Source organism: Zobellella denitrificans (assembly GCF_002237365.1).
GTDB lineage: Bacteria > Pseudomonadota > Gammaproteobacteria > Enterobacterales > Aeromonadaceae > Oceanimonas > Oceanimonas denitrificans.
Genome location: NZ_NMUO01000077.1, coordinates 1 through 19,425, shown reverse-complemented (window position 1 = coordinate 19,425; position 19,425 = coordinate 1). Strand labels below are relative to the sequence as shown.

Here is a 19,425-nt window from a genome sequence, read left to right as displayed (position 1 = left end):
GGCCGACCAGCAGCAGGAAGGTGCCCGAGCCCATCAGGTTGAAGGCCATCAGCCGCCGCAGCAGGTGACGACAGAGCAGCAATCCCGCCAGACCGATGCCGCACAAGGCCACCGCGGCCAGCACATAGAGTTGCACCTGGATCATGGGGCATCCTCCCGGTCGGCGGCGGACAGTTGCGCCGGCGCCACCGCGAACAGTCCCACCAGCACCATGGCGATGGACAGGGTGAGCATGGCCTCGATCAGCAGGATAAGCCCGCCGGCCCAGGCGGGCGGATAGGCCAGGAAGGCGTCCCCCCGCACCGCCCCCATCACCGCCACCAGCAGGAAGACGGCGAAACCGATCACCAGCCCCAGCCGCAACATCGGCCCCGGCCGCAAAAAGGGCAGCGGCACCCCGCCCAGGCGCAGCAGCACCCCGGTGGCGCCCAGCACCGAACCGGCCTGGAAGGCGCCGCCGGGGCGATCGCTGCCCGCCCACAACAGGTAGGCGGCCAGCACCAGCAATAGCGGCACGAACCAGCGCATCAGCGCCTGCAGCAATGGGTCCTGGGTGCGCAGCTCCCGCGCCTCCATGGGCGCCACGGCGCGCATGGACAGACCGGCCAGCCCCGCCACCATCAGCACCCCTATCTCCAGCAGGGTGTCGTAGCTGCGAAAATTCAGCAGCACGGCGGTGATGGCATGGTCCACGCCGCTGTCCGGCAGCCGTTCGGCCACCCGCAGGCGCAGATCCACCTCCGCCTCCCGGGCCAGTACCTGCCAGGCGGTATAGCCCAGGGCCCCGGTCAGTGCCAGGCTGGACAGCAGCACCAGCGCCACCTTCACCTGTCCTCCTCGCCCGGGGGCGCCCTGTCGCCGGGACGCGGTTCCCGGAAGTGACTCACCGCATCCAGCAGCAGGACCCCGGTCAGGCCGGCGCCGAGGGCGGCCTCGACCAGGGCGATATCGGGAGCATGGAGCCGTACCCAGGCCAGGGCCATCAGCAGGCCGAAGGCCATGAACATCACCACGGCCCTGAACAGATCCGGCGACAACAGGGTCCCCAGGGCGGTCAGCAGCAGGGCGATGACCAACAGCAGATCCGGCAACAGTTCAATCATGGTGCTCCTCCTCGTCGGCCCTAGGCCGTACCGCCAGCGCAACCAGATGGGCGGCGGTGGCGCTGGCCGCCAGCGCCAGCAGCCAGATCAGCACCAGCTTGGCCACCCCCGCCAGCGAACCGGCAAAGGGCAGCACGCCCAGGATGATCAGGCCCAGCCCCAGGTTGTCCACCTTGGTCAGGGCGTGGATGCGGCTCAGGGTATCGGGGAAGCGGAACAGGCCCAGGGTACCGACGGCGTAGAAGCCGCACCCCGCCAGCAGCAGCAGGCTCTGCACCAGTTCAAGGGGCGTCATGGTCGTTCCCTCCCTTGCCGGTTCGCGCCCTGTCGATGCGCACCACCCGGGTGACAAAGGCCACGGTGGCCAGGATGGCCAGCACCGCCAGCACCAGGGCCACGTCCCGCAGGGCAGGTTCATTCATGGCTTCCGCCAACACCAGCAACAGGCCGATGCCGGTGGTGCCGAACAGCTGGGCCGCCAGCATGCGATCCGCCGCCGCCGGTCCCCGCCACCCCCGCCACAGGCCGAGCAGCAGGCTGAGCAGCAGCAGGCCGGCCACCAGGGACAGCACCGCCGCCATCAGGGCCACTCCCCCGGCAGCCCGAACAGCAGGGCGATATGGCGCTCGGCGTCCCGCAGCGAAGCCGCCACCGGCATGTCCAGATCCAGGCAATGCAGTTCGAGGTCGTGTTCATGCAACCGCACCGACAGGGTGCCCGGCAGCAGGCTCAACACATTGGCCAACAGCCAGCGGGGACCGCCGGCGGGCAGGCGCGACGGCAGGGTGAGGATGCCGGGAGCAACCGGCAGGGAGGGCAGCAGCAGCCGGCGCGCCACATCGAGCCCGGCGGCCATCGAGCGGGTAACGAAGAAAACGAGAAAACGGGGCAGTTGCCCCGGGCGGATACGGTACCGGCCGGGCGCGAACAGCCTGAAGCTAAGCACCGTCACGCCCAGGGCGGTCGGAACACCGAAGAGCAGCGCCCCGGCCTCCCCTTCGGTCAGCACCCACCAGAGCGCCAGCATGCCCGCGAAACGAACCATAACCGTCCTTTACGTAATTGATTCTGTTATAAAAGACTATAGGACACCGGGGCCGGGAGCTGGCAGGTTTCGCTTTCTCGGGTGGCGGGATGGCGACAGGGAGGGCCGGCCGCCATCGGTGTTACGGCTGCTCGTTCGCGGGGGCGGAGAGCCGTTCCAGTATGGCGCAGTCGGGGTGTTCATCCCCCGGGCAGGCGGCGATCAGTTGTTCCAGGGTGGTCTTCATGGCGGCCAGCTCCCGCATCTTTTCCTCCACCTCCGCCAGGTGCTGCTCGGCCAGGGTGCGCACCGCCCGGCTGGCCCGGTGCGGATCCCGCCGCAGCCGGAGCAGGTCTTCTATCTGGCGGATGGAAAAGCCCAGCACCCGCGCCTGGCGGATGAACTTGAGCTCCTCGACGCTGTGCCGGTCGTATTGCCGGTAGCCGGCCTCGGTGCGGGCCGCCGGCCTGAGCAGGCCGTTCTGTTCATAGTGGCGGATCATCTTGGCCGACACCCCGGCCCGCCGCGCCGCTTCTCCGATATTCATGGAAACCTCCGTAGTGCCATCTAGTTTACAACCTGGTCAGCCCCCATTCTTGGGGCGCGGGCGGGCCGCCTGCGCCCCAACGGCACATGGCGGTGTCCGCCCGGCTCAGGCCGGCGGATAGCCGGCTTCCACCAGGGCCTCGATCACCTCGTCCCGGTCGACGGTACTCTCCACCTGCAGGCGGTGCGCCGCCAGGTCGAATGCCAGCACGCAGTCCGGATTCAGTTCTTTCAGCGCCCGGCTGATGGCACCGGTGCAGTGGCCGCAGCTCATGTCGGGCAGGGTAAAGGTCAGCATCGCTCTCTCCTCGGGTTTGGTTGCTTTACCCCCCTACTTTCAACCTTACCACAAGGGCAAGGTCAAGCCCTTTTTCCTGGCCCGGCACGCAAACAAAAAAAGCGGGCCAACCGGCCCGCCAAAAAGGTTATGACATCGACGTTTTCACTGACTCAAACCAGATCCGCCAGCACTTGCTCCAGCAGATCCAGCCCCTCGTTGACCACCTCCAGCGGCGAGGTCAGCGGCGGCAGGAAGCGGATCACGTTGCCCCGTACCCCACAGGACAGCAGGATCACGCCCTTCTCTATGCCCTTGGCCACTATCGCCTTGGTCAGCTCGGGGTTGGGCTGATCCACGTCCCCATTATGGATCAGCTCCATCGCCACCATGGCGCCCAGGTTGCGCACCTGGCCGATATGGCGGGGATACCTGGCCTGCAGCTCGGACAGGCGCTTGTTCATCAGCTCGCCCAGGGCCAGGGCCTTGGCGCACAGCTGCTCTTCTTCGATGATCTTCAGCACTTCCAGCGCCGCGGCACAGGCCAGGGGGAAGGCCGCGTAGGTGCCGCCCAGGCCGCCCGGGTTGGCGGCGTCCATGATGTCGGCCTTGCCGACCACGCCCGCCAGCGGGAAGCCGCCGGCAATGCCCTTGGCCATGGTCATCAGATCCGGCTCGATGCCGGCATATTCGGTGGCGAACAGCTTGCCGGTACGGGCGAAGCCGGTCTGGATCTCGTCACAGATCAACAGGATGCCGTGCTGGTCGCAGAGGGCGCGCAGTTTCTGCAGGAAGGACGGCGGCGCCTGGTAGAAACCGCCCTCGCCCTGCACCGGCTCGATGATGATCGCGGCCACCCGGCCCGGCTCGATGTCGCAGTGGAACAGCTCATCCAACGCCTTGAGCGACTGGGCCTCGGTCACGCCATGGTAGGCGTTGGGGTAAGGCAGGTGGTAAATCTCGCCCGGGAAGGGACCGAAGCCGGCCTTGTAGGGCGCCACCTTGCCGGTCAGGCCCATGGCCAGGTTGGTCCGGCCGTGGAAGCCGCCGTTGAAGGCGATGACGCCGCTGCGTTTGGTGTGGGCGCGGGCGATCTTGACCGCGTTTTCCACCGCCTCGGCGCCGGTGGTCACGAACACCGCCTTCTTGGGGCCGTTGCCCGGCGCCAGCGCCACCAGCTTCTCGGCCAGCTCGACCACGCTCTCATAGGGGGTGACCATGGCGCAGGTGTGGCTGAAGCGCTCCAGCTGGGCGGCCACGGCGGCCTGGATACGCGGGTGGCTGTGGCCGGTGTTGACCACGGCGATGCCGGCGGCGAAGTCGATATAGCGGCGGCCTTCCACGTCCCAGATCTCGTTGTTTTTAGCCTTGTCCACGTAGAGGGCGGCCATGTTGCCCATGCCCCGGGCGAAGACGGCATCTTTGCGTTGTTGCAGCTCTTGGTTCTTGCTCATCGTCTTGTCTCCTGAAAAGTCCTGCTCAGCGGATGCCGCCCATGCACAGGTATTTGGTTTCCATGTAATCTTCCAGCCCCTGGGCGGAGCCTTCGCGGCCCAGGCCGGATTCCTTGACGCCACCGAAGGGCGCCGCTTCGTTGGAAATGATGCCTTCGTTGATGCCGATCATGCCGTACTCGAGCGCCTCGGCCACCTTCCAGATGCGAGCGTGGCTCTCGGTATAAAAATAGGCGGCCAGGCCGTAGGGGGTGTCGTTGGCGATGGCAATCGCCTCGGCATCGTCCCTGAAGCGGATCACCGGCGCCACCGGGCCGAAGATCTCCTGTTGGGCGATCTCCATGTCCTGGGTCACCCCGGTCAGAATGGTCGGGGTGAAGAACAGCTCGCCGGCCGGGTGACGTTGACCGCCGGTCAGCAGCCGGGCGCCCTGGCTCTGGGCCCGGTCCACCATGGCGGCGATCTTGTCTATCGCCGCCCGGTTGATCACCGGCCCCATGGTGGTGCCCTCTTCCAGGCCGTTGCCCACCACGAACTTTTCCACTTCCTCTTTAAAGCGGGCCATAAAGGCGTCGTAGATGCCGTCCTGCACCAGGATGCGGTTGGCGCACACGCAGGTCTGGCCGGCGTTGCGGAACTTGGATGCCAGGGCGCCGGCCACCGCCGCCTCTAGGTTGGCGTCGTCGAACACGATAAAGGGCGCATTGCCGCCCAGCTCCAGGCTGAGCTTCTTCACGGTGTCGGCGCTCTGGCCGTAGAGCAGCTTGCCCACCCGGGTGGAGCCGGTGAAGGACAGCTTGCGCACCCGGCTGTCGCCGGTCAGCGCCTGGCCCACGTCCGCCGCCCGGGAGCTGGTGATCATGTTGATCACCCCGGCGGGAATGCCGGCCTGCTCCGCCAGGGCCATCAGCGCCAGAGCGGAGAAGGGGGTTTCCTCGGAGGGCTTGACCACTATGGTGCAGCCCGCCGCCAGCGCCGGCGCTATCTTGCGGGTGATCATGGCGTTGGGGAAGTTCCAGGGGGTGATGGCGGCCACCACCCCGATGGGCTGCTGGATGCTCAGGGTACGCCGGTCGGCGGTGGGCGCGGCAAACAGCTTGCCGTAGGCGCGCTTGCCTTCCTCGGCGTACCACTCGATATAGGAAGCACCGTACAGCACCTCGCCCCGGGTCTCGAACAGCGGCTTGCCCTGCTCCAGGGTCATCAGCCGGGCCAGCTCTTCCTTGTGCTCGATGATCAGATCGAACCAGCGGCGCAGCAGCCGGGCCCGCTCCTTGGGATTGAGCGCGCTCCAGCCGGCCAGGGCCTGGCTGGCCGCGTCGATGGCGGCACGGGTTTCGTCCACGCCCATGTCGGGCACCCGGCCCAGCAACTCGCCGGTGGCGGGGTTGTACACGGAAATGGTGGCGCCGCTGTCGGCCTGGCGCCACTGGCCATTGATGTGGCCGGCGTCTTTCACTAGGTTGCGGTTGACGGTATTGATGCTCATAAAACTGCGCCTCGGTGTTGAGTCCATGCAAGCCCCAAGGGGCCGGCCGACAACCACGGCACCGCCATCACAGAATCGCGTTAACACCCGCAATTTATGCCTTCGTCGCCGTGGCCGCATTGGCCATACTTTGATTGCATGTTAGCCTTGCGCTTAAAGTCCTATAAATGATCACGTATCAACATTCACATTGAAGACTATCAAACTATGAGCCAAGCAAGCAGGCCCGTGCTGGGGCAAATCGGTGATTACGAAATCCGCCTGCTCAAACTGTTCAAGACTGTGGTGGAGTGCGGCGGCTTTTCGGCGGCGGAAACCGAACTCAACATCAGCCGCTCCACCATCAGCGTGCACATGGCCAACCTGGAAAACCGGCTCAAGCTCAAGCTCTGCCGGCGGGGCCGCTCCGGCTTCGCCCTCACCGACGACGGCATGGTGATCTACGAGTCCGCCAAGCGGCTGTTCGCCCGGCTGGAGGAGTTCCGCTATACGGTGAACGAGCTGCACGAACAGCTCACCGGCGAGCTGAAAATCGTGTCCAGCGATAACATCTGGCTGGAGGACGACTTTCCCATGGCCGATGTGTTCGCCGCCCTGGGCGAGCAGGCGCCGGATGTGAACGTAAGCGTGGACGTGGCCCATATGGGCGAGATCGAGCGGCGGGTGCTGAGCGAGGACGCCGACATCGGCTTTATCCACTACCACCGGGATCTGGAAGGGCTGGAATACCACCACCTGTACAAGGTGCGCTGCTTCCTCTATTGCAGCGACCGCCATCCGCTGTTCTACGCCGAGGACGACCAGATCATCGAACAGCGCCTGGGTGACCACAAGCTCATTCACCCCGGCATCTATACCAACCCGGAGGCCAGCGCCCAACTGGCCGGCCTGCGCCTGGCCGGGCGGGCCTACCACTACGAGCCGAGGGCGGCGCTGATCCTATCCGGCCAGTATATCGGCTTTTTGCCCGAGAGCTTCGCCCGCCGCTGGGTGGAAAGCGGCCGGCTCAAGGCGCTGCTGCCGGAGCAGAAGAACCACTACCTCGGCATCTCCGCCATCACCCGCAGCCACGGCCGCCAGAGCCGGCTGAAGGAACTGTTCCTGCAGCTGTTGCAGAGCCACCTGGTACCCGCCTCCTGAGAACCAAGCCGGTTGCGTCCGTGACCGGCTTCACATAACCTCCATCGAAAATGCTTTAAATATGCACCCTTTTGGTGCTTACTACTGCACCAAGCTGGGTTTTCCGCGTTTTGTTTGACTGGGCTCAAACCAAACATGAATCATTATGTATTTAATCCATGACGGAGCTGTCGCAGACTGCGTATACCCCTCAGGGGTAACAAAATATCAACAATGACTTTGGGCCCGCCCAAAGCGATGGAATGTGATAACACAAGGGACTAACCATGACTCGTATCTGGAGCTCAGCTCGCACCAAAATCGCCGCCTCCCTGATCGCCGTCGCCGGCATGGGCATGACCATGGAAGCCATGGCTGCCGACATCACCTGGCGCTTTACCAACCTCTACTCCCGTGGCACCGCCTTCGGTGACGTCTACCAGTCCTTCGCCGACAAGATCGAAGCCGACTCCAACGGTCGCATGAAGATCAACATGCTCTACGCCGGTGAAGGCGTGGACACCGCCGGCATCATCGGCGCCACCAAGTCCGGCCTGCTGGACATGGCCGCCCCCTTCCAGCCCATGCACGCCGGTGAAATTCCCTTCGGCGTGGTCGAGGTGGGCCTGCCCGGTTCCAGCGGCACCCTGGAAGAGCTGAACACCCTGTTCCACGAGAAAGGCTGGGGCGAGATCCTGACCGAAGCCTACGACCGCCATGGCCTGGTGTGGCTGGATCCCTACTTCCAGCCCGGCGTCTACGTCATCACCAAGAAAAAGATCGAATCCATCGAGGACTTCAAGGGCCTGAAGATCCGTGCCCCAGGCGCCTACGGCCGCTTCTTCCGCGAGCTGGGCGCCTCCCCGGTCAACCTGGCCTGGGGCGAGGTCTACACCAGCCTGGCCACCGGCGTCATCGACGGCACCATCGGCTCCAACCTGATCGACCACCGCGACGGCAACTTCGCCGAGGTGGCCAAGTACATGTACCCGCTGCCGGTGTCCAGCGCCCAGGCCCTGCCCGTGCTGGTCAACAAGAACGCCTGGAACAAGCTGCCCGACGACCTGAAGGAAGTGGTCCGCAACGCCGCCAGCTGGCACGCCCAGCAGCAGGCCGAGAAGTCCGCCCTGTGGGAGCAGGACGCGGTGGCCGACATGGAGAAGATCGGCATGCAGTGGAGCCCCGCGGCCTCCGACGCCGACCAGGCCAAGTGGCGTGAAGCAGCCGAGGCGGTCTGGGCCCACTACGGCAAAACCGACAAGTACAGCGCCCAACTGGTAGAGCTGCTCAAGTAACCCTCCACCATGCTGCCCCGCCCAGGCGGGGCAGATCCGTATCTCAACCCACGGATGCACGATGAAAACACTGCTTTGTTTATGGTGCAAAGGGGTCGGCCTGCTGGTGTCCACGGTCAGCCACACCATCGCCCTGGCCCTGCCCCTGCTGGCGGCGACCATCGCCTTCGAGGTGTTCGCCCGCTATGTGCTCAACAGCCCGACCCTCTGGGCCTACGACGTGTCGCTGTTCCTGTTCGGTTATATCGGCGCCCTGTGCGGGGCCCATGCCCAGCTGAAAAAGGCCCATATCAACGTGGATATCGTCTACCTGGCGGTGTCCCAGCGCATCAAGAACCTGTTCAACCTGCTTTCCAATGTGCTGGGTGGCTTCTTCCTGATCGTGGTCGCCAGCAAGAGCTGGGAAAAGGCGCTGGAGGCCATCGACTTCGGCTACACCCGCCAGTCGGAATGGGGCCCCTCCATCGGCCACTTCTGGGTGATGGTGACCGCCGCCGCCATTTTGTTCCTGCTGCAATTGTCCGGCGACATGCTCAAGGATGCCTGGCAATTGTTCACCGGTGAGCCCCTGCTGTCCGAGGACGAGGAATAATGAGTATTGAAATGATCACCGGCCTCCTGCTGCTGGGAGTGCTGATTTCCTTTATGCTGGGCGCCCAGGTGGGCCTGGCCCTGGGCGGCGTGGCCATGCTGCTCGGCTATGCCACCTGGGGCGAGGGCATCTTCAACATAGTGCCCACCACCATCGAGAGCACCCTGTTCAGCTTTGTGCTGCTGGCCATCCCGCTCTACATCTACATGGGCCAGTTGCTGACCCGCTCCGGCATCGGCGACGCCATGTTCAAGGCCAGCCAGCTGCTCATCGGCCGTATCCGCGGGTCGCTCGCCATCAGCGTGATCGGCGTCTGCTCCATGATCGGCGCCATGGTGGGCATCATCGGTGCCGGCATCATGACCTCGGGCAGCATCGCCCTGCGCCCCATGCTGGAACGCGGCTACGACAAGAAGCTGGCACTCGGCGTGATCATGGCCGGCGGCGGCTTGGGGATCCTGATCCCGCCCAGCATCCCCATGATACTGTTCAGCTCCACCACCCAGACCTCGGTGGGCAAGATGTTTATCGCCGCCCTGGTGCCGGCGCTGATCTCCATTACCGTGCTCATCCTCTACGTGGTGATCTCCTGCAAGCTCAACCCGAGCCGGGCCCCCATCGGCCACGCCCTGGATGCGCCCCAGAGCCCGAAAGAGCGCTTTATCACCCTGCGCGACGGCCTGATGGCCCTGCTGCTGATCGTGGTGGTGCTGGGCAGCATCATCAGCGGCATCGCCACCCCCACCGAGTCCGGCGCCATCGGCGTGGTCGGCGCCCTGCTGCTGGCCATCATGTACAAGCGCTTCAAGCTCAAGATGATGAAACGGTCCGGCATCGAAACCGCCCTGCTGGTGAGCGTGGCCATCTGGATAGTGCTGGGCGCCTCGGTGTTCAGCAACTTCCACCTGCTGATGGGCGTGCAGGGCATGGTGGCCGACTTCGCCGCCGGCCTGGATCTGCCCCCCATCGTGATCATCCTGATGATGCAGGTGGTGATGCTGCTGCTCGGCTTTATCATCGACGAGATGATCATCGTGCTGATCTGCGCCCCCCTGTTCACCCCGATCGCGGTGAGCCTGGGCTATGATCCCATCTGGTTCGGCATACTGATGATACTGAACATCGAAATCGCGGTGCAGACCCCGCCCTACGGCTTCGCCCTGTTCTACCTCAAGGGCATAGCCCCGCCGGGCGTGACCATGCTGGATATCTACAAGTCGGTGCTGCCCTTCGTCATGCTCAAGCTGGGCGTCCTTATCCTGTGCATGCTGGTGCCCGACATCGTGACCTGGCTGCCCAACAAACTGATGGGGTAACACGCTTATGTTCAAGCAAATACTGCTGCCACTGGACTTTGAACACCAGGATCTCTCTCCCCAGGTGCTGGAGTCGGCGCTCAAACTCTGCCATCCCGAGGGCAGGATCAACCTGCTCTACGTCAACCCGGCGCGCATCCACCACGCCGCCGCCGCCCTGCTGTCGAACGAGCTGCTCGACAACCTGGAGCAAGTGGTCCGGCAACAGATGGAGGCCTTTATGGAGAGCGAGATCCCCGAGCCGCACCGGGGCAAACTCTGGATCAAGCGGGGGGTGGTATACGACAGCATCCTCGCCCAGGCCCGCAAGCACGGGGTGGATCTGATCATCATGCCCGCCTCCCGCCCCGGCGCCGAGACCTACCTGCTCGGCTCCAACTCCTCCAAGGTGGTGCGCCACGCCGACTGCGCCGTGCTGGTGATCCGCTGAGCCGGCGGAGAGACAGGGAAATACGCGAACCCGACGGGGCTCCGGAAGCGGAGAGCAGATGGAAAAACCGGGGAGACGTCGGTAAGCCTGCGCGGGGCAGGCCGGTGCGGCAGACCAGGCTGCCGTGTTCAGGGGGCGTTCAGCGGGCGTTGTTTTCGGCGGTGGGAAGCCGGCCGTCCAGCGCCTCGAGGATGGAGCAGTGCTCGGCGCTTTCCAGGCCGCCGCAGCAGGCGTCGGACAGCTGCTTGAGGGAGTGGCGGAAGCGTTCCAGCTCGGCAATGCGCTCCTCCACGTCCGCCAGCTTGGCGTCGGCCACCGCCTTCACCTCGCGGCAGGTGGCCTGGCAGCTGCTGATCCGCAGCGACAGCAGCTCTTCGATGTCCTTGAGGGAAAAGCCCACCCGTTTACAGCGCAAAATAAAATGCAGCCGGTTCTTGTCCTCCTCGCTGTAGAGCCGGTAGCCGGCCGGGGTGCGCAGGCTGGGGGCGAGCAGCCCCTCCTTCTCGTAAAAGCGCAGGGTATCGGCCTTGATGCCGAAATGCCTGGCCAGTTCGCCGATTCGAAACATTCCTCAATCCTCCGCTTGCAGCATGGTTTTGTTATACATAAAACCTCTTGACACCAAAGCAAATAGTCCGACAAGGCACCACAAAATGCTGTAGAATATGCCGCCTCCGTTCTGGCGTACCAGGCGGTTTGCTAAAGCCGGTGGTCACGCCGATTTTACCAAACCCCCCGATTGATCGTTAAAGGAACGAGAACATAATGGAAACTGCTCGACCCATTCGCCGTGCTCTGCTGAGTGTGTCCGACAAACAAGGCATCCTGGAGTTCGCCCGCGGCCTGCAGGCCCGCGGCGTGGAACTGCTGTCCACCGGCGGCACCGCCCGCCTGCTGGCCGACCAGGGCCTGCCCGTGACCGAAGTGTCCGACTATACCGGCTTTCCGGAGATGATGGACGGTCGGGTCAAGACCCTGCACCCCAAGGTGCACGGCGGCATCCTCGGTCGCCGCGGCCAGGACGATGCCATCATGGCCGAGCACGGTATCCTGCCCATCGACATGGTGGTGGTCAACCTCTACCCCTTCGCCAACACCGTGGCCAAGCCTGACTGCACCCTGGAAGACGCCATCGAGAACATCGATATCGGCGGCCCCACCATGGTCCGCGCCGCGGCCAAGAACCACAACGACGTGGCCATAGTGGTCAACGCCGGCGACTACGACCGCCTGCTGGCCGAGATGGACGCCAACGGCAACAGCCTGACCCAGGCCACCCGCTTCAGCCTGGCCATTGCCGCCTTCGAGCACACCGCCCAGTACGACGGCATGATCGCCAACTACTTCGGCACCATGGTGCCGGCCTACCACGAGGCCGCAGAGGGCTCCAAGTTCCCCCGCACCATCAACTACCAGTTCACCAAGAAGCAGGATCTGCGCTACGGCGAAAACAGCCACCAGAGCGCCGCCTTCTACGTGGAGAACCAGGTGGACGAGGCCTCGGTCGCTACCGCCACCCAGCTGCAGGGCAAGGAACTGTCCTACAACAACATCGCCGATACCGACGCTGCCCTGGAGTGCGTGAAGGAATTCGATGAGCCGGCCTGCGTCATCGTCAAGCACGCCAATCCCTGCGGCGTGGCCCTGGGCAAGGACTTGCTGGAAGCCTATGACCGCGCCTACCAGACCGACCCCACCTCCGCCTTCGGCGGCATCATCGCCTTCAACCGCGAGCTGGACGAGGCCACCGCCCGTGCCATTATCGAGCGCCAGTTCGTGGAGGTGATCATCGCCCCCAGCATTTCCGCCGAGGCGAAAGCGGCCGTGGCCGACAAGAAGAACGTGCGTCTGCTGGAGTGCGGCCAGTGGGCCGACAAGACCCGGGGCCTGGACATCAAGCGCGTCAACGGCGGCATCCTGGTGCAGGATCGCGACCAGGGCATGGTGGAACTGGCCGACCTCAAGGTGGTCAGCAAGCGCCAGCCCACCGCCGAGGAGCTGCAGGATCTGCTGTTCTGCTGGAAGGTGGCCAAGTACGTCAAATCCAACGCCATCGTCTACGCTAAAGGCGGCCAGACCATCGGCGTGGGCGCCGGCCAGATGAGCCGCGTCTACTCCGCCAAGATCGCCGGCATCAAGGCCGCCGACGAAGGCCTGCAGGTGGAAGGATCCGTGATGGCCTCCGACGCCTTCTTCCCCTTCCGTGACGGCATCGACGCCGCCGCCGCCGCCGGCATCAGCTGCGTGATCCAGCCCGGCGGCTCCATGCGCGACGAAGAAGTGATCCAGGCCGCCGACGAGCACGGCATGGCCATGGTGTTTACCGGTATGCGCCATTTCCGGCACTGATTAGGGATTGCGTTTGGCGGCCTGACAGGCGACGCGGACGCGGAGAGGGGACGGAAGGGATCGCCTAAGCCGACCGTTGGCGCCAGGGATGGCGCCGTCGAGCCCCCAGGGACGGGTTTACGGCGAGTCGGCGTGGCGAACCCTTCCGGCCCCTTGCTCCTGCCACAGGTTTCGTTTTAACAGTTTAAGGAACAGACCATGAAGGTATTGGTTATCGGCGGTGGCGGTCGTGAACACGCCCTGGCCTGGAAAGCCGCCCAGTCTCCCAAGGTAAGCCAGGTATTCGTGGCCCCCGGCAACGCCGGCACCGAGCTCGAGCCCAGCCTCACCAACGTGGCCATCTCCGCCACCGACATCAAGGATCTGCTGGCCTTCGCCCAGCAGGAACAGATCGGCCTGACCATAGTTGGCCCCGAAGCCCCGCTGGTGGCCGGCGTGGTCGACGCCTTCGAGGCCGAAGGCCTGACCATCTTCGGCCCCAGCGCCGCCGCCGCCCAGCTCGAAGGCTCCAAGGCCTTCACCAAGGACTTCCTGGCCCGGCAGCGGATCCCCACCGCCGCCTACCAGAACTTCACCCAGGTGGAGCCCGCGCTGGAATACCTGCGCGAGCAGGGCGCCCCCATCGTGGTCAAGGCCGACGGCCTGGCCGCGGGCAAGGGCGTGATCGTGGCCATGACCCTGGAAGAGGCCGAGGCGGCGGTCCGCGACATGCTGGCCGGCAATGCCTTCGGTGACGCCGGCAGCCGGGTGGTGATCGAGGAGTTCCTCGACGGCGAGGAAGCCTCCTTTATCGTGATGGTGGACGGCGAGCACGTGCTGCCCATGGCCACCAGCCAGGATCACAAGCGCGTCGGCGACGGCGACACCGGCCCCAACACCGGCGGCATGGGCGCCTACAGCCCCGCCCCCGTGGTCACTCCCGAAATCCACGACCGCATCATGGAGCAGGTGATCATGCCCACGGTGCGCGGCATGGCGGAAGAAGGCCACGTCTACAAGGGGTTCCTCTACGCCGGCCTGATGATCGACAAGAGCGGCCAGCCCAAGGTGATCGAGTTCAACTGCCGCTTCGGCGACCCGGAAACCCAGCCGATCATGCTGCGCCTGCAGTCGGATCTGGTGGAGCTGTGCCTGGCCGGCTGCAAGGGTGAGCTGGACAAAGTGACCGCCGAGTTCGACCCTCGCGCCTCGGTGGGCGTGGTGCTGGCGGCGGGCGGCTACCCGGGCCACTATCGCCAGGGCGACGTCATCACCGGCATCCCCGCCGAAACCGAGAGCACCAAGGTGTTCCACGCCGGCACCAAGTTCAAGGACAACGAGCTGGTCACCTCCGGCGGCCGGGTGCTGTGCGCCACCGCCCTGGGCCATACCGTGACCGAGGCCCAGGCCAACGCCTATGCGGTAACCCGCCAGATCGCATGGGATGGCGTCTTCTACCGCAACGACATCGCCTACCGCGCCATCGAACGGGAACAGCAGGCGTAAGCTGGAAGCTGGAAGCTGGAAGCTGGAAGCTGGAAGCTGGAAGCTGGAAGCTGGAAGCTGGAAGCTGGAAGCTGGAAGCTGGAAGCTGGAAGCTGGAAGCTGGAAGCTGGAAGGATAATACAGAGGGGCCGGATAGGCCCCTCTTTCTTTTTGCGCGTTGGCGGCGGTTTACAGCTGCCGCCCCAGCCAGTCGGCGAAACCGGGCAGGGCGCCCAGGTGGGGCAGCAGGGTGATGCTCAGCTGCGGATACTGCTCCCGCTTCTGCTCCAGCACCGAGGGCAAGTCCTTCACCACATGCTTGCCCTGGGCCAGGAAATAGGGAAACAAGCGGATGTCGGTGGCGCCGGCCGCCACCTGGGCATCGATGGCCTGCTCCAGGCTGGGCTCGGCCAGCTCCCAGAACCCATGGCCGATAACAGCAAACTTGTCGCCCATGCCCTCGGCCAGGGCGCCGGCAAAGGCGGCGATTTCGTCGTTGGCGGCCGCCCGCCGGCTGCCGTGGGCGACCAGGATAAACCCCTTCATATCACTCCTTTCTCAATCCTGTTTTCAGCTGTACCAGGGGCGCCTGGGCCGCCAGTACGTCAACACAAAAATCCCAGCTGGAAATACGGTAGTGCTGGATGTCTTCATCCAGGTGAGTGCCCTGGGTCTGCTGGTGAAACCAGGTCAGAAAACGGGACGGGGTAATCAGCTGCACCTGGGCGTCGACATCCCGCTCGTCGTCGTCCACAAAATCCAGTACGTCGCTTCCCTCCAGTACCCGGTAGCCGAGCAGGTGCTCGAACACCAGCCGGTAGATCACCCGGGGCGGTGTGTCGATATCGGTGGGCATGCCCATCGACAACCGCAGACTGCCATTCCACACATCCTGATGCAGCTCGGTGAGCATCAGCCCCGTGGCCAGCCCTCGGGCACCAGCCCAGGGTGTCGCCACCTGTCGAATCGCGTTTACTTCCATAACAGCCTCCCTGAAACGGGAACAGACCTGGTTCAGTTATAACAACCGGACAATCAAAGGAGCAAGAGAAGGTGAAAAAAAACCCGGCAGAGCCGGGTTTGGGGAGATTATTTGACCGCGTCTTTCAGCGCCTTGCCGGCCACGAAGCTCGGCACATTGGCGGCGGCAATTTCGATTTCCTTGCCGGTTTGCGGGTTGCGACCGGTGCGGGCGGCGCGATGGTTTACCTTGAAAGTGCCGAAGCCGACCAGCTGAACCGGATCACCTTCCTTCAGGCTTTGGGTGATACCGTTGAGTACTTCTTCCAGTGCTGCCTTGGCCTGAGCCTTGCTCAAGTCCGCCTTGGCGGCGATTGCATCGACAAGCTGAGTCTTGTTCATAGGGGATCCTTTCTCACTTGGCATTAAGCGGTTGCCCACTCTAGTCAAATTTCGGGCTCAAGCAAAGCCTTTGTCTTGAAGCCAAATATCAAGTGCCGTTGTTTTGTTCGGAAACTGCGGAAAACATCACATAACCGCAAGGGAAAAGCCCGTGACGACAGGACGACGGACGAAGTCAGCATAGCCGACCGGAACCCGGGCTGCCAAGCCCCGGCGCCGTGCCACAGGCAAAATCTGCCGCAATGCCGGGCCTGGCGGCGGCCCGGCTGACGCGTCAGGACTCCAGATCCTTGATCACCACGGTGGAGTCGCAGCGGCCATAGCCCTCGGCCAGCAACTTCTCGTAGACCTGGTACACATGCTCGGTGAGCGGCAGCTTGAGTCCCTGGTGCTTGGCCTCGTCCAGGCAGATGCCCAGATCCTTGTGCATCCACTGGGCGGCGAAGCCGAAGTCGAACTTGCCCTCGGCCATGGTCTGGGCCCGGTTCTGCAACTGCCAGCTCTGGGCCGCGCCGCCGGCCAGCACCTCGATCAGGGTGGGGATGTCGAGCCCGGCCTTCCTGGCGATCATCAGCCCCTCGGCAATGCCCTGCACCGCCCCGATCACGCAGATCTGGTTGACCATCTTGCAACGCTGGCCGGCGCCCACCGGCCCCAGCCGGGTCACCTTCTTGCCGTAGGCGGCGAGCACCGGCGCGGCCTCGGCCACGTCCGCCTCGTCGCCGCCGATCATCACCGTCAGGGCGCCGTTTTCCGCCCCCAGCTGGCCGCCGGACACGGGGGCGTCGATAAAGCGCAGCCCGGCCCCGGCGGCCTTGCCGGCCAGCTCCTCCGCCAGCTCCGCCGAGGTGGTGGTGTGGTCGATGAGCAGGGCGCCGGCCTTCATCCCGGCCAGTATCCCCTGCTCGCCGTACACCACGCCACGGACGTCGTCGTCGTTGCCCACGCAAATCATCACCATGTCGGCGCCCTGGGCCGCCTCGGCGGGGGTGTCGGCATGGGCGCCGCCAAAGCGCGCTACCCAGTCGGCCGCCTTTTGCGGGTTGCGGTTGTAAACGCAGACCTCGTGGCCCGCCTGCTGCAGATGTCCGGCCATGGGAAAGCCCATGACCCCCAGTCCGATAAATGCCAGTTTCATCTTCTGTTCCCCTGCTCTGGTAGAGATAACAAATTGAATCGGAGAGAAATCATCACACGCCGATGGAATGGGGACAAGCCTTGCCGGCACCATAAAAAAGGCAAGGTCCGCCTGCGCGGGCCTTGCCGAAGGGGCACTTCTTGTTATGGGCAAGCGGCGGGGTGTCCCCGCGGGTTATCAATTGACGTTGGTACTTTCGAAAATCTTGTCCGCCGAGGCGGCGACGAAGCCGGTGTAGAGCTTGCCGTCGGGCTGGGCATAGCGCAGTGCGAACTCGTAGAAGCAGCTCGGCAGCTCGGCCTTGCCGTCGCTGAACTCGACGATGGCGGTGTCGGCCATGGTGGAGGACTGCTCCAGCAGCACCTCGGGCGAGCCCTTGATCTCGCCGCCCGCGGTGTTGAGCCGGAAGCCCGCGTTCTTGAGCGCGCTGTTCACCGCCTCCAGGCTGTCGAAGCCGTCCAGCTCGTTGACGCTGACGGTGAAGTGGTTGGCCCTAAAGCCGTAGGCCGCCAGCCAGGCCGCGTATTCGCTCTCTTCCAGCAGGGCCTTGTAGTCTTCATAAGAGACCTTCCAGGGCGCGCCGGAATAGAGGAAACCGGTCTGGGCGGACAGGCCCTCGTCCACCTGGTCGATCAGGCCGGCGACGATGCGCTGCAGCCCGGGGGAGCACTGCTCCAGCAGCAGTTCGCTGATAAACACCTTGGGCGCGGTGGCATCGAGGGGATGCTCGTAGTGGCGGGCGTAGAGCTTCTTGGCCTCGAAATGGTACTCGCCCTTCTGCTCGTAGCCCAGCGCCAGGAAGTGGGCGGCCAGCTTCTCCAGCCCCAGCTTGGGATGGCGGAAGGTACGAAACGCCACGTGGTCGTTGATGATGGCCTTGCCGCCGCCCAGCAGCTCGTGGATCTCCAGGGCGCTGGGGGTCATCTTCAGATAGTCCTGCCACAGGGCGTTGAACAGTTCATTCACCGAAGTGTGCATGCTCTTTTTTCCTTGTTGTGGGGTCATCCCTATTTCACGCAATCCGAGCGGTCCGGATAACGGCGCCGGGCCGCTCAGTACCTTGATGGCCGGCCGGCAAAACGCCGGCCGGCCTTGTCTCCTCCCCCACCCCGGCCAAGGCCGGGGCCTGCCATCGGTGCGCCCTAGAACTGCAGCCCGGGCGACAGGCTGGCCGGCATGGTCACCCTGTCGTCTTCCACCGAGGCCACCGGGTAGGCGCAGTAGTCCGCCGCATAGTAGGCGCTGGCCCTGTGGTTGCCGCTCTCGCCGATGCCGCCGAAGGGGGCGGCGCTGGAGGCGCCGGTGATCGGCTTGTTCCAGTTGACGATGCCGGCGCGGATGCGGTGGAAGAAATAGTCCCAGTCTTCCTGGTGGTCCGACAGCAGGCCGGCCGACAACCCGTAGCGGGTGTGGTTGGCGATGGCCAGGGCCTCGGGCAGCTCGCCGTAGCGGATCACCTGCAGCAGCGGGCCGAAGTATTCCTCGTCGGGCAGGTCATGGATGGCGGTAACGTCGATGATGCCCGGCGACACCAGCCCGGTGCCGGCCTGCAGGTGCTTGAGCATCAGCAGCGACTCGCCGCCCAGGGCCAGCAGATGGGCCTGGGCCGCCACCATGGCCTTGGCCGCCTTTTCGGAGATCATCGAGCCCATAAAGGGCTGGGGATCCGCGTCGTACCGGCCGACCCGGATGGCCTTGGTCACCGCCACCAGCCGCGCCAGGATGCGGTCACCGGCCTCGCCTTTCGGCAGCAGCAGGCGGCGCGAGCAGGTGCAGCGCTGGCCGGAGGTAATGAAGGCGGACTGGATAATGGTGTGCACGGCGGCGTCCACGTCTTCCACCCGGGTCACCACCAGGGGGTTGTTGCCGCCCATCTCCAGTGCCAGGATCTTGCCCGGCTGGCCGGAGAACTGGCCGTGCAGCAGGTTGCCGGTGCGGGACGAGCCGGTGAAAAACAGGCCGTCGATGCCCGGATGGGCCGCCAGCGCCTTGCCGGTGGCCACCTCGCCCTGCACCAGGTTGAGCACCCCGGCGGGCAGGCCGGCCTGCGCCCACAGCCTGACCATCTCCTGGGCCACCATGGGGGTCAGCTCGGAAGGCTTGAACACCACGGTGTTGCCGGCGATCAGCGCCGGCACTATGTGGCCGTTGGGCAGGTGGCCGGGGAAGTTGTAGGGGCCGAACACCGCCACCACGCCGTGGGGCTTGTGGCGCACAAAGGCGCGGGCGCCGGGCATGGGATTTTCCACCGTGCCGGTGCGCTCGAAGTAGGCCTTTTCGGAGATGCCGACCTTGCCGACCATGGCCGCCACCTCGGTGAGGGTTTCCCACTGGGGCTTGCCGGTTTCCCGGGCGATCACCTGCGCCAGCTCTTCCTTGTGTTCGTTGAGCAGCTCGGCATAGCGCTTGGCGATGGCCAGCCGCTCCTCGACCGGGTGCTCGGCCCAGGCCAGGGACGCCTCGCGGG

General features: G+C 64.8%; 23 protein-coding genes. 7 read left to right on the top strand and 16 right to left on the bottom strand.

Annotation, left to right across the window (positions count from 1 at the left end):
- Nucleotides 1-141: 141 nt before the first annotated feature.
- The 9 genes from CGX12_RS14755 to CGX12_RS14715 form a co-directional block, all read right to left on the bottom strand.
- Entirely contained in the window at nucleotides 142-828 is a 687-nt protein-coding gene (locus CGX12_RS14755; RefSeq protein ID WP_094040624.1) for an MnhB domain-containing protein, read from the bottom strand.
- A complete protein-coding gene (locus CGX12_RS14750; RefSeq protein ID WP_094040623.1) occupies nucleotides 825-1,103 on the bottom strand; it encodes a Na(+)/H(+) antiporter subunit B in 279 nt (92 codons plus the stop codon). Before CGX12_RS14750 ends, CGX12_RS14755 begins: the two co-directional genes overlap by 4 nt.
- Nucleotides 1,096-1,398: a monovalent cation/H(+) antiporter subunit G gene (locus CGX12_RS14745; RefSeq protein WP_094040622.1), complete on the bottom strand. Its 303-nt coding sequence runs from the start codon at nucleotides 1,396-1,398 to the stop codon at nucleotides 1,096-1,098. Before CGX12_RS14745 ends, CGX12_RS14750 begins: the two co-directional genes overlap by 8 nt.
- Nucleotides 1,385-1,684: an MrpF/PhaF family protein gene (locus CGX12_RS14740; RefSeq protein WP_094040621.1), complete on the bottom strand. Its 300-nt coding sequence runs from the start codon at nucleotides 1,682-1,684 to the stop codon at nucleotides 1,385-1,387. Before CGX12_RS14740 ends, CGX12_RS14745 begins: the two co-directional genes overlap by 14 nt.
- On the bottom strand, nucleotides 1,684-2,148 hold the full coding sequence (locus tag CGX12_RS14735) for a Na+/H+ antiporter subunit E (RefSeq protein WP_094040620.1): 465 nt from the start codon (nucleotides 2,146-2,148) through the stop codon (nucleotides 1,684-1,686). Before CGX12_RS14735 ends, CGX12_RS14740 begins: the two co-directional genes overlap by 1 nt.
- A gap of 121 nt (nucleotides 2,149-2,269) precedes the next feature.
- The gene (gene cueR, locus CGX12_RS14730; RefSeq protein WP_094040619.1) at nucleotides 2,270-2,674 is read right to left on the bottom strand and encodes a Cu(I)-responsive transcriptional regulator; all 405 of its coding nucleotides are present in this window, start codon (nucleotides 2,672-2,674) and stop codon (nucleotides 2,270-2,272) included.
- Nucleotides 2,675-2,779: 105 nt separating this feature from the next.
- The gene (locus CGX12_RS14725) at nucleotides 2,780-2,971 is read right to left on the bottom strand and encodes a heavy-metal-associated domain-containing protein (protein WP_094040618.1); all 192 of its coding nucleotides are present in this window, start codon (nucleotides 2,969-2,971) and stop codon (nucleotides 2,780-2,782) included.
- Between the two features lie 152 nt (nucleotides 2,972-3,123).
- Nucleotides 3,124-4,404, bottom strand: a complete 1,281-nt coding sequence (gabT, locus tag CGX12_RS14720) for a 4-aminobutyrate--2-oxoglutarate transaminase (RefSeq protein ID WP_094040617.1) — start codon at nucleotides 4,402-4,404, stop codon at nucleotides 3,124-3,126.
- A 25-nt stretch (nucleotides 4,405-4,429) separates the two neighbouring features.
- A complete protein-coding gene (locus tag CGX12_RS14715; RefSeq protein ID WP_094040616.1) occupies nucleotides 4,430-5,893 on the bottom strand; it encodes an NAD-dependent succinate-semialdehyde dehydrogenase in 1,464 nt (487 codons plus the stop codon).
- 207 nt (nucleotides 5,894-6,100) lie between these two features.
- Here CGX12_RS14715 and CGX12_RS14710 point away from each other — a divergent pair, with 207 nt between their 5' ends.
- The 5 genes from CGX12_RS14710 (at nucleotide 6,101) to CGX12_RS14690 (ending at nucleotide 10,645) form a co-directional block, all read left to right on the top strand.
- Nucleotides 6,101-7,033: a LysR family transcriptional regulator gene (locus tag CGX12_RS14710; protein WP_094040615.1), complete on the top strand. Its 933-nt coding sequence runs from the start codon at nucleotides 6,101-6,103 to the stop codon at nucleotides 7,031-7,033.
- A 266-nt stretch (nucleotides 7,034-7,299) separates the two neighbouring features.
- Complete coding sequence (locus CGX12_RS14705) at nucleotides 7,300-8,307, top strand: TRAP transporter substrate-binding protein (protein WP_094040614.1); 1,008 nt, start codon at nucleotides 7,300-7,302, stop codon at nucleotides 8,305-8,307.
- A 61-nt stretch (nucleotides 8,308-8,368) separates the two neighbouring features.
- Nucleotides 8,369-8,899: a TRAP transporter small permease subunit gene (locus tag CGX12_RS14700; RefSeq protein WP_094040613.1), complete on the top strand. Its 531-nt coding sequence runs from the start codon at nucleotides 8,369-8,371 to the stop codon at nucleotides 8,897-8,899.
- Nucleotides 8,899-10,215 (top strand): TRAP transporter large permease, encoded by a 1,317-nt coding sequence (locus CGX12_RS14695; protein ID WP_094040612.1) that lies wholly within the window; start codon nucleotides 8,899-8,901, stop codon nucleotides 10,213-10,215. Before CGX12_RS14700 ends, CGX12_RS14695 begins: the two co-directional genes overlap by 1 nt.
- Before the next feature lie 7 nt (nucleotides 10,216-10,222).
- Nucleotides 10,223-10,645, top strand: coding sequence for a universal stress protein (locus tag CGX12_RS14690; RefSeq protein ID WP_094040611.1), 423 nt, complete (start codon nucleotides 10,223-10,225; stop codon nucleotides 10,643-10,645).
- Nucleotides 10,646-10,784: 139 nt separating this feature from the next.
- On the opposite strand, the gene zntR is transcribed toward CGX12_RS14690, so the two are convergent.
- Complete coding sequence (gene zntR / locus CGX12_RS14685) at nucleotides 10,785-11,213, bottom strand: Zn(2+)-responsive transcriptional regulator (protein ID WP_094040610.1); 429 nt, start codon at nucleotides 11,211-11,213, stop codon at nucleotides 10,785-10,787.
- 197 nt (nucleotides 11,214-11,410) lie between these two features.
- On the opposite strand from zntR, the gene purH reads away from it, so the two are divergent.
- Together purH and purD are read left to right on the top strand one after the other, a co-directional pair.
- Entirely contained in the window at nucleotides 11,411-12,994 is a 1,584-nt protein-coding gene (gene purH, locus CGX12_RS14680; RefSeq protein ID WP_094040609.1) for a bifunctional phosphoribosylaminoimidazolecarboxamide formyltransferase/IMP cyclohydrolase, read from the top strand.
- Nucleotides 12,995-13,192: 198 nt separating this feature from the next.
- Nucleotides 13,193-14,479 carry a phosphoribosylamine--glycine ligase gene (purD, locus tag CGX12_RS14675; protein ID WP_094040608.1) on the top strand — a complete coding sequence of 429 codons (1,287 nt, stop codon included), beginning with the start codon at nucleotides 13,193-13,195 and terminating at the stop codon, nucleotides 14,477-14,479.
- Between the two features lie 168 nt (nucleotides 14,480-14,647).
- Here purD and CGX12_RS14665 read toward each other — a convergent pair whose 3' ends face one another.
- The 6 genes from CGX12_RS14665 to astD form a co-directional block, all read right to left on the bottom strand.
- Nucleotides 14,648-15,004, bottom strand: a complete 357-nt coding sequence (locus CGX12_RS14665; RefSeq protein ID WP_094040606.1) for a sirohydrochlorin chelatase — start codon at nucleotides 15,002-15,004, stop codon at nucleotides 14,648-14,650.
- Nucleotide 15,005: 1 nt separating this feature from the next.
- Complete coding sequence (locus CGX12_RS14660) at nucleotides 15,006-15,440, bottom strand: hypothetical protein (protein WP_094040605.1); 435 nt, start codon at nucleotides 15,438-15,440, stop codon at nucleotides 15,006-15,008.
- A 107-nt stretch (nucleotides 15,441-15,547) separates the two neighbouring features.
- Nucleotides 15,548-15,820: a nucleoid-associated protein HU-alpha gene (hupA, locus tag CGX12_RS14655; protein ID WP_094040604.1), complete on the bottom strand. Its 273-nt coding sequence runs from the start codon at nucleotides 15,818-15,820 to the stop codon at nucleotides 15,548-15,550.
- Nucleotides 15,821-16,094: 274 nt separating this feature from the next.
- Nucleotides 16,095-16,958 carry an NAD(P)-dependent oxidoreductase gene (locus CGX12_RS14650; protein WP_094040603.1) on the bottom strand — a complete coding sequence of 288 codons (864 nt, stop codon included), beginning with the start codon at nucleotides 16,956-16,958 and terminating at the stop codon, nucleotides 16,095-16,097.
- A gap of 177 nt (nucleotides 16,959-17,135) precedes the next feature.
- Nucleotides 17,136-17,936, bottom strand: coding sequence for a DUF1338 domain-containing protein (locus CGX12_RS14645; RefSeq protein ID WP_094040602.1), 801 nt, complete (start codon nucleotides 17,934-17,936; stop codon nucleotides 17,136-17,138).
- A 164-nt stretch (nucleotides 17,937-18,100) separates the two neighbouring features.
- Nucleotides 18,101-19,425 (bottom strand): succinylglutamate-semialdehyde dehydrogenase (gene astD / locus CGX12_RS14640; protein WP_142995638.1); only part of this gene is annotated, 1,325 nt, incomplete at its 5' end.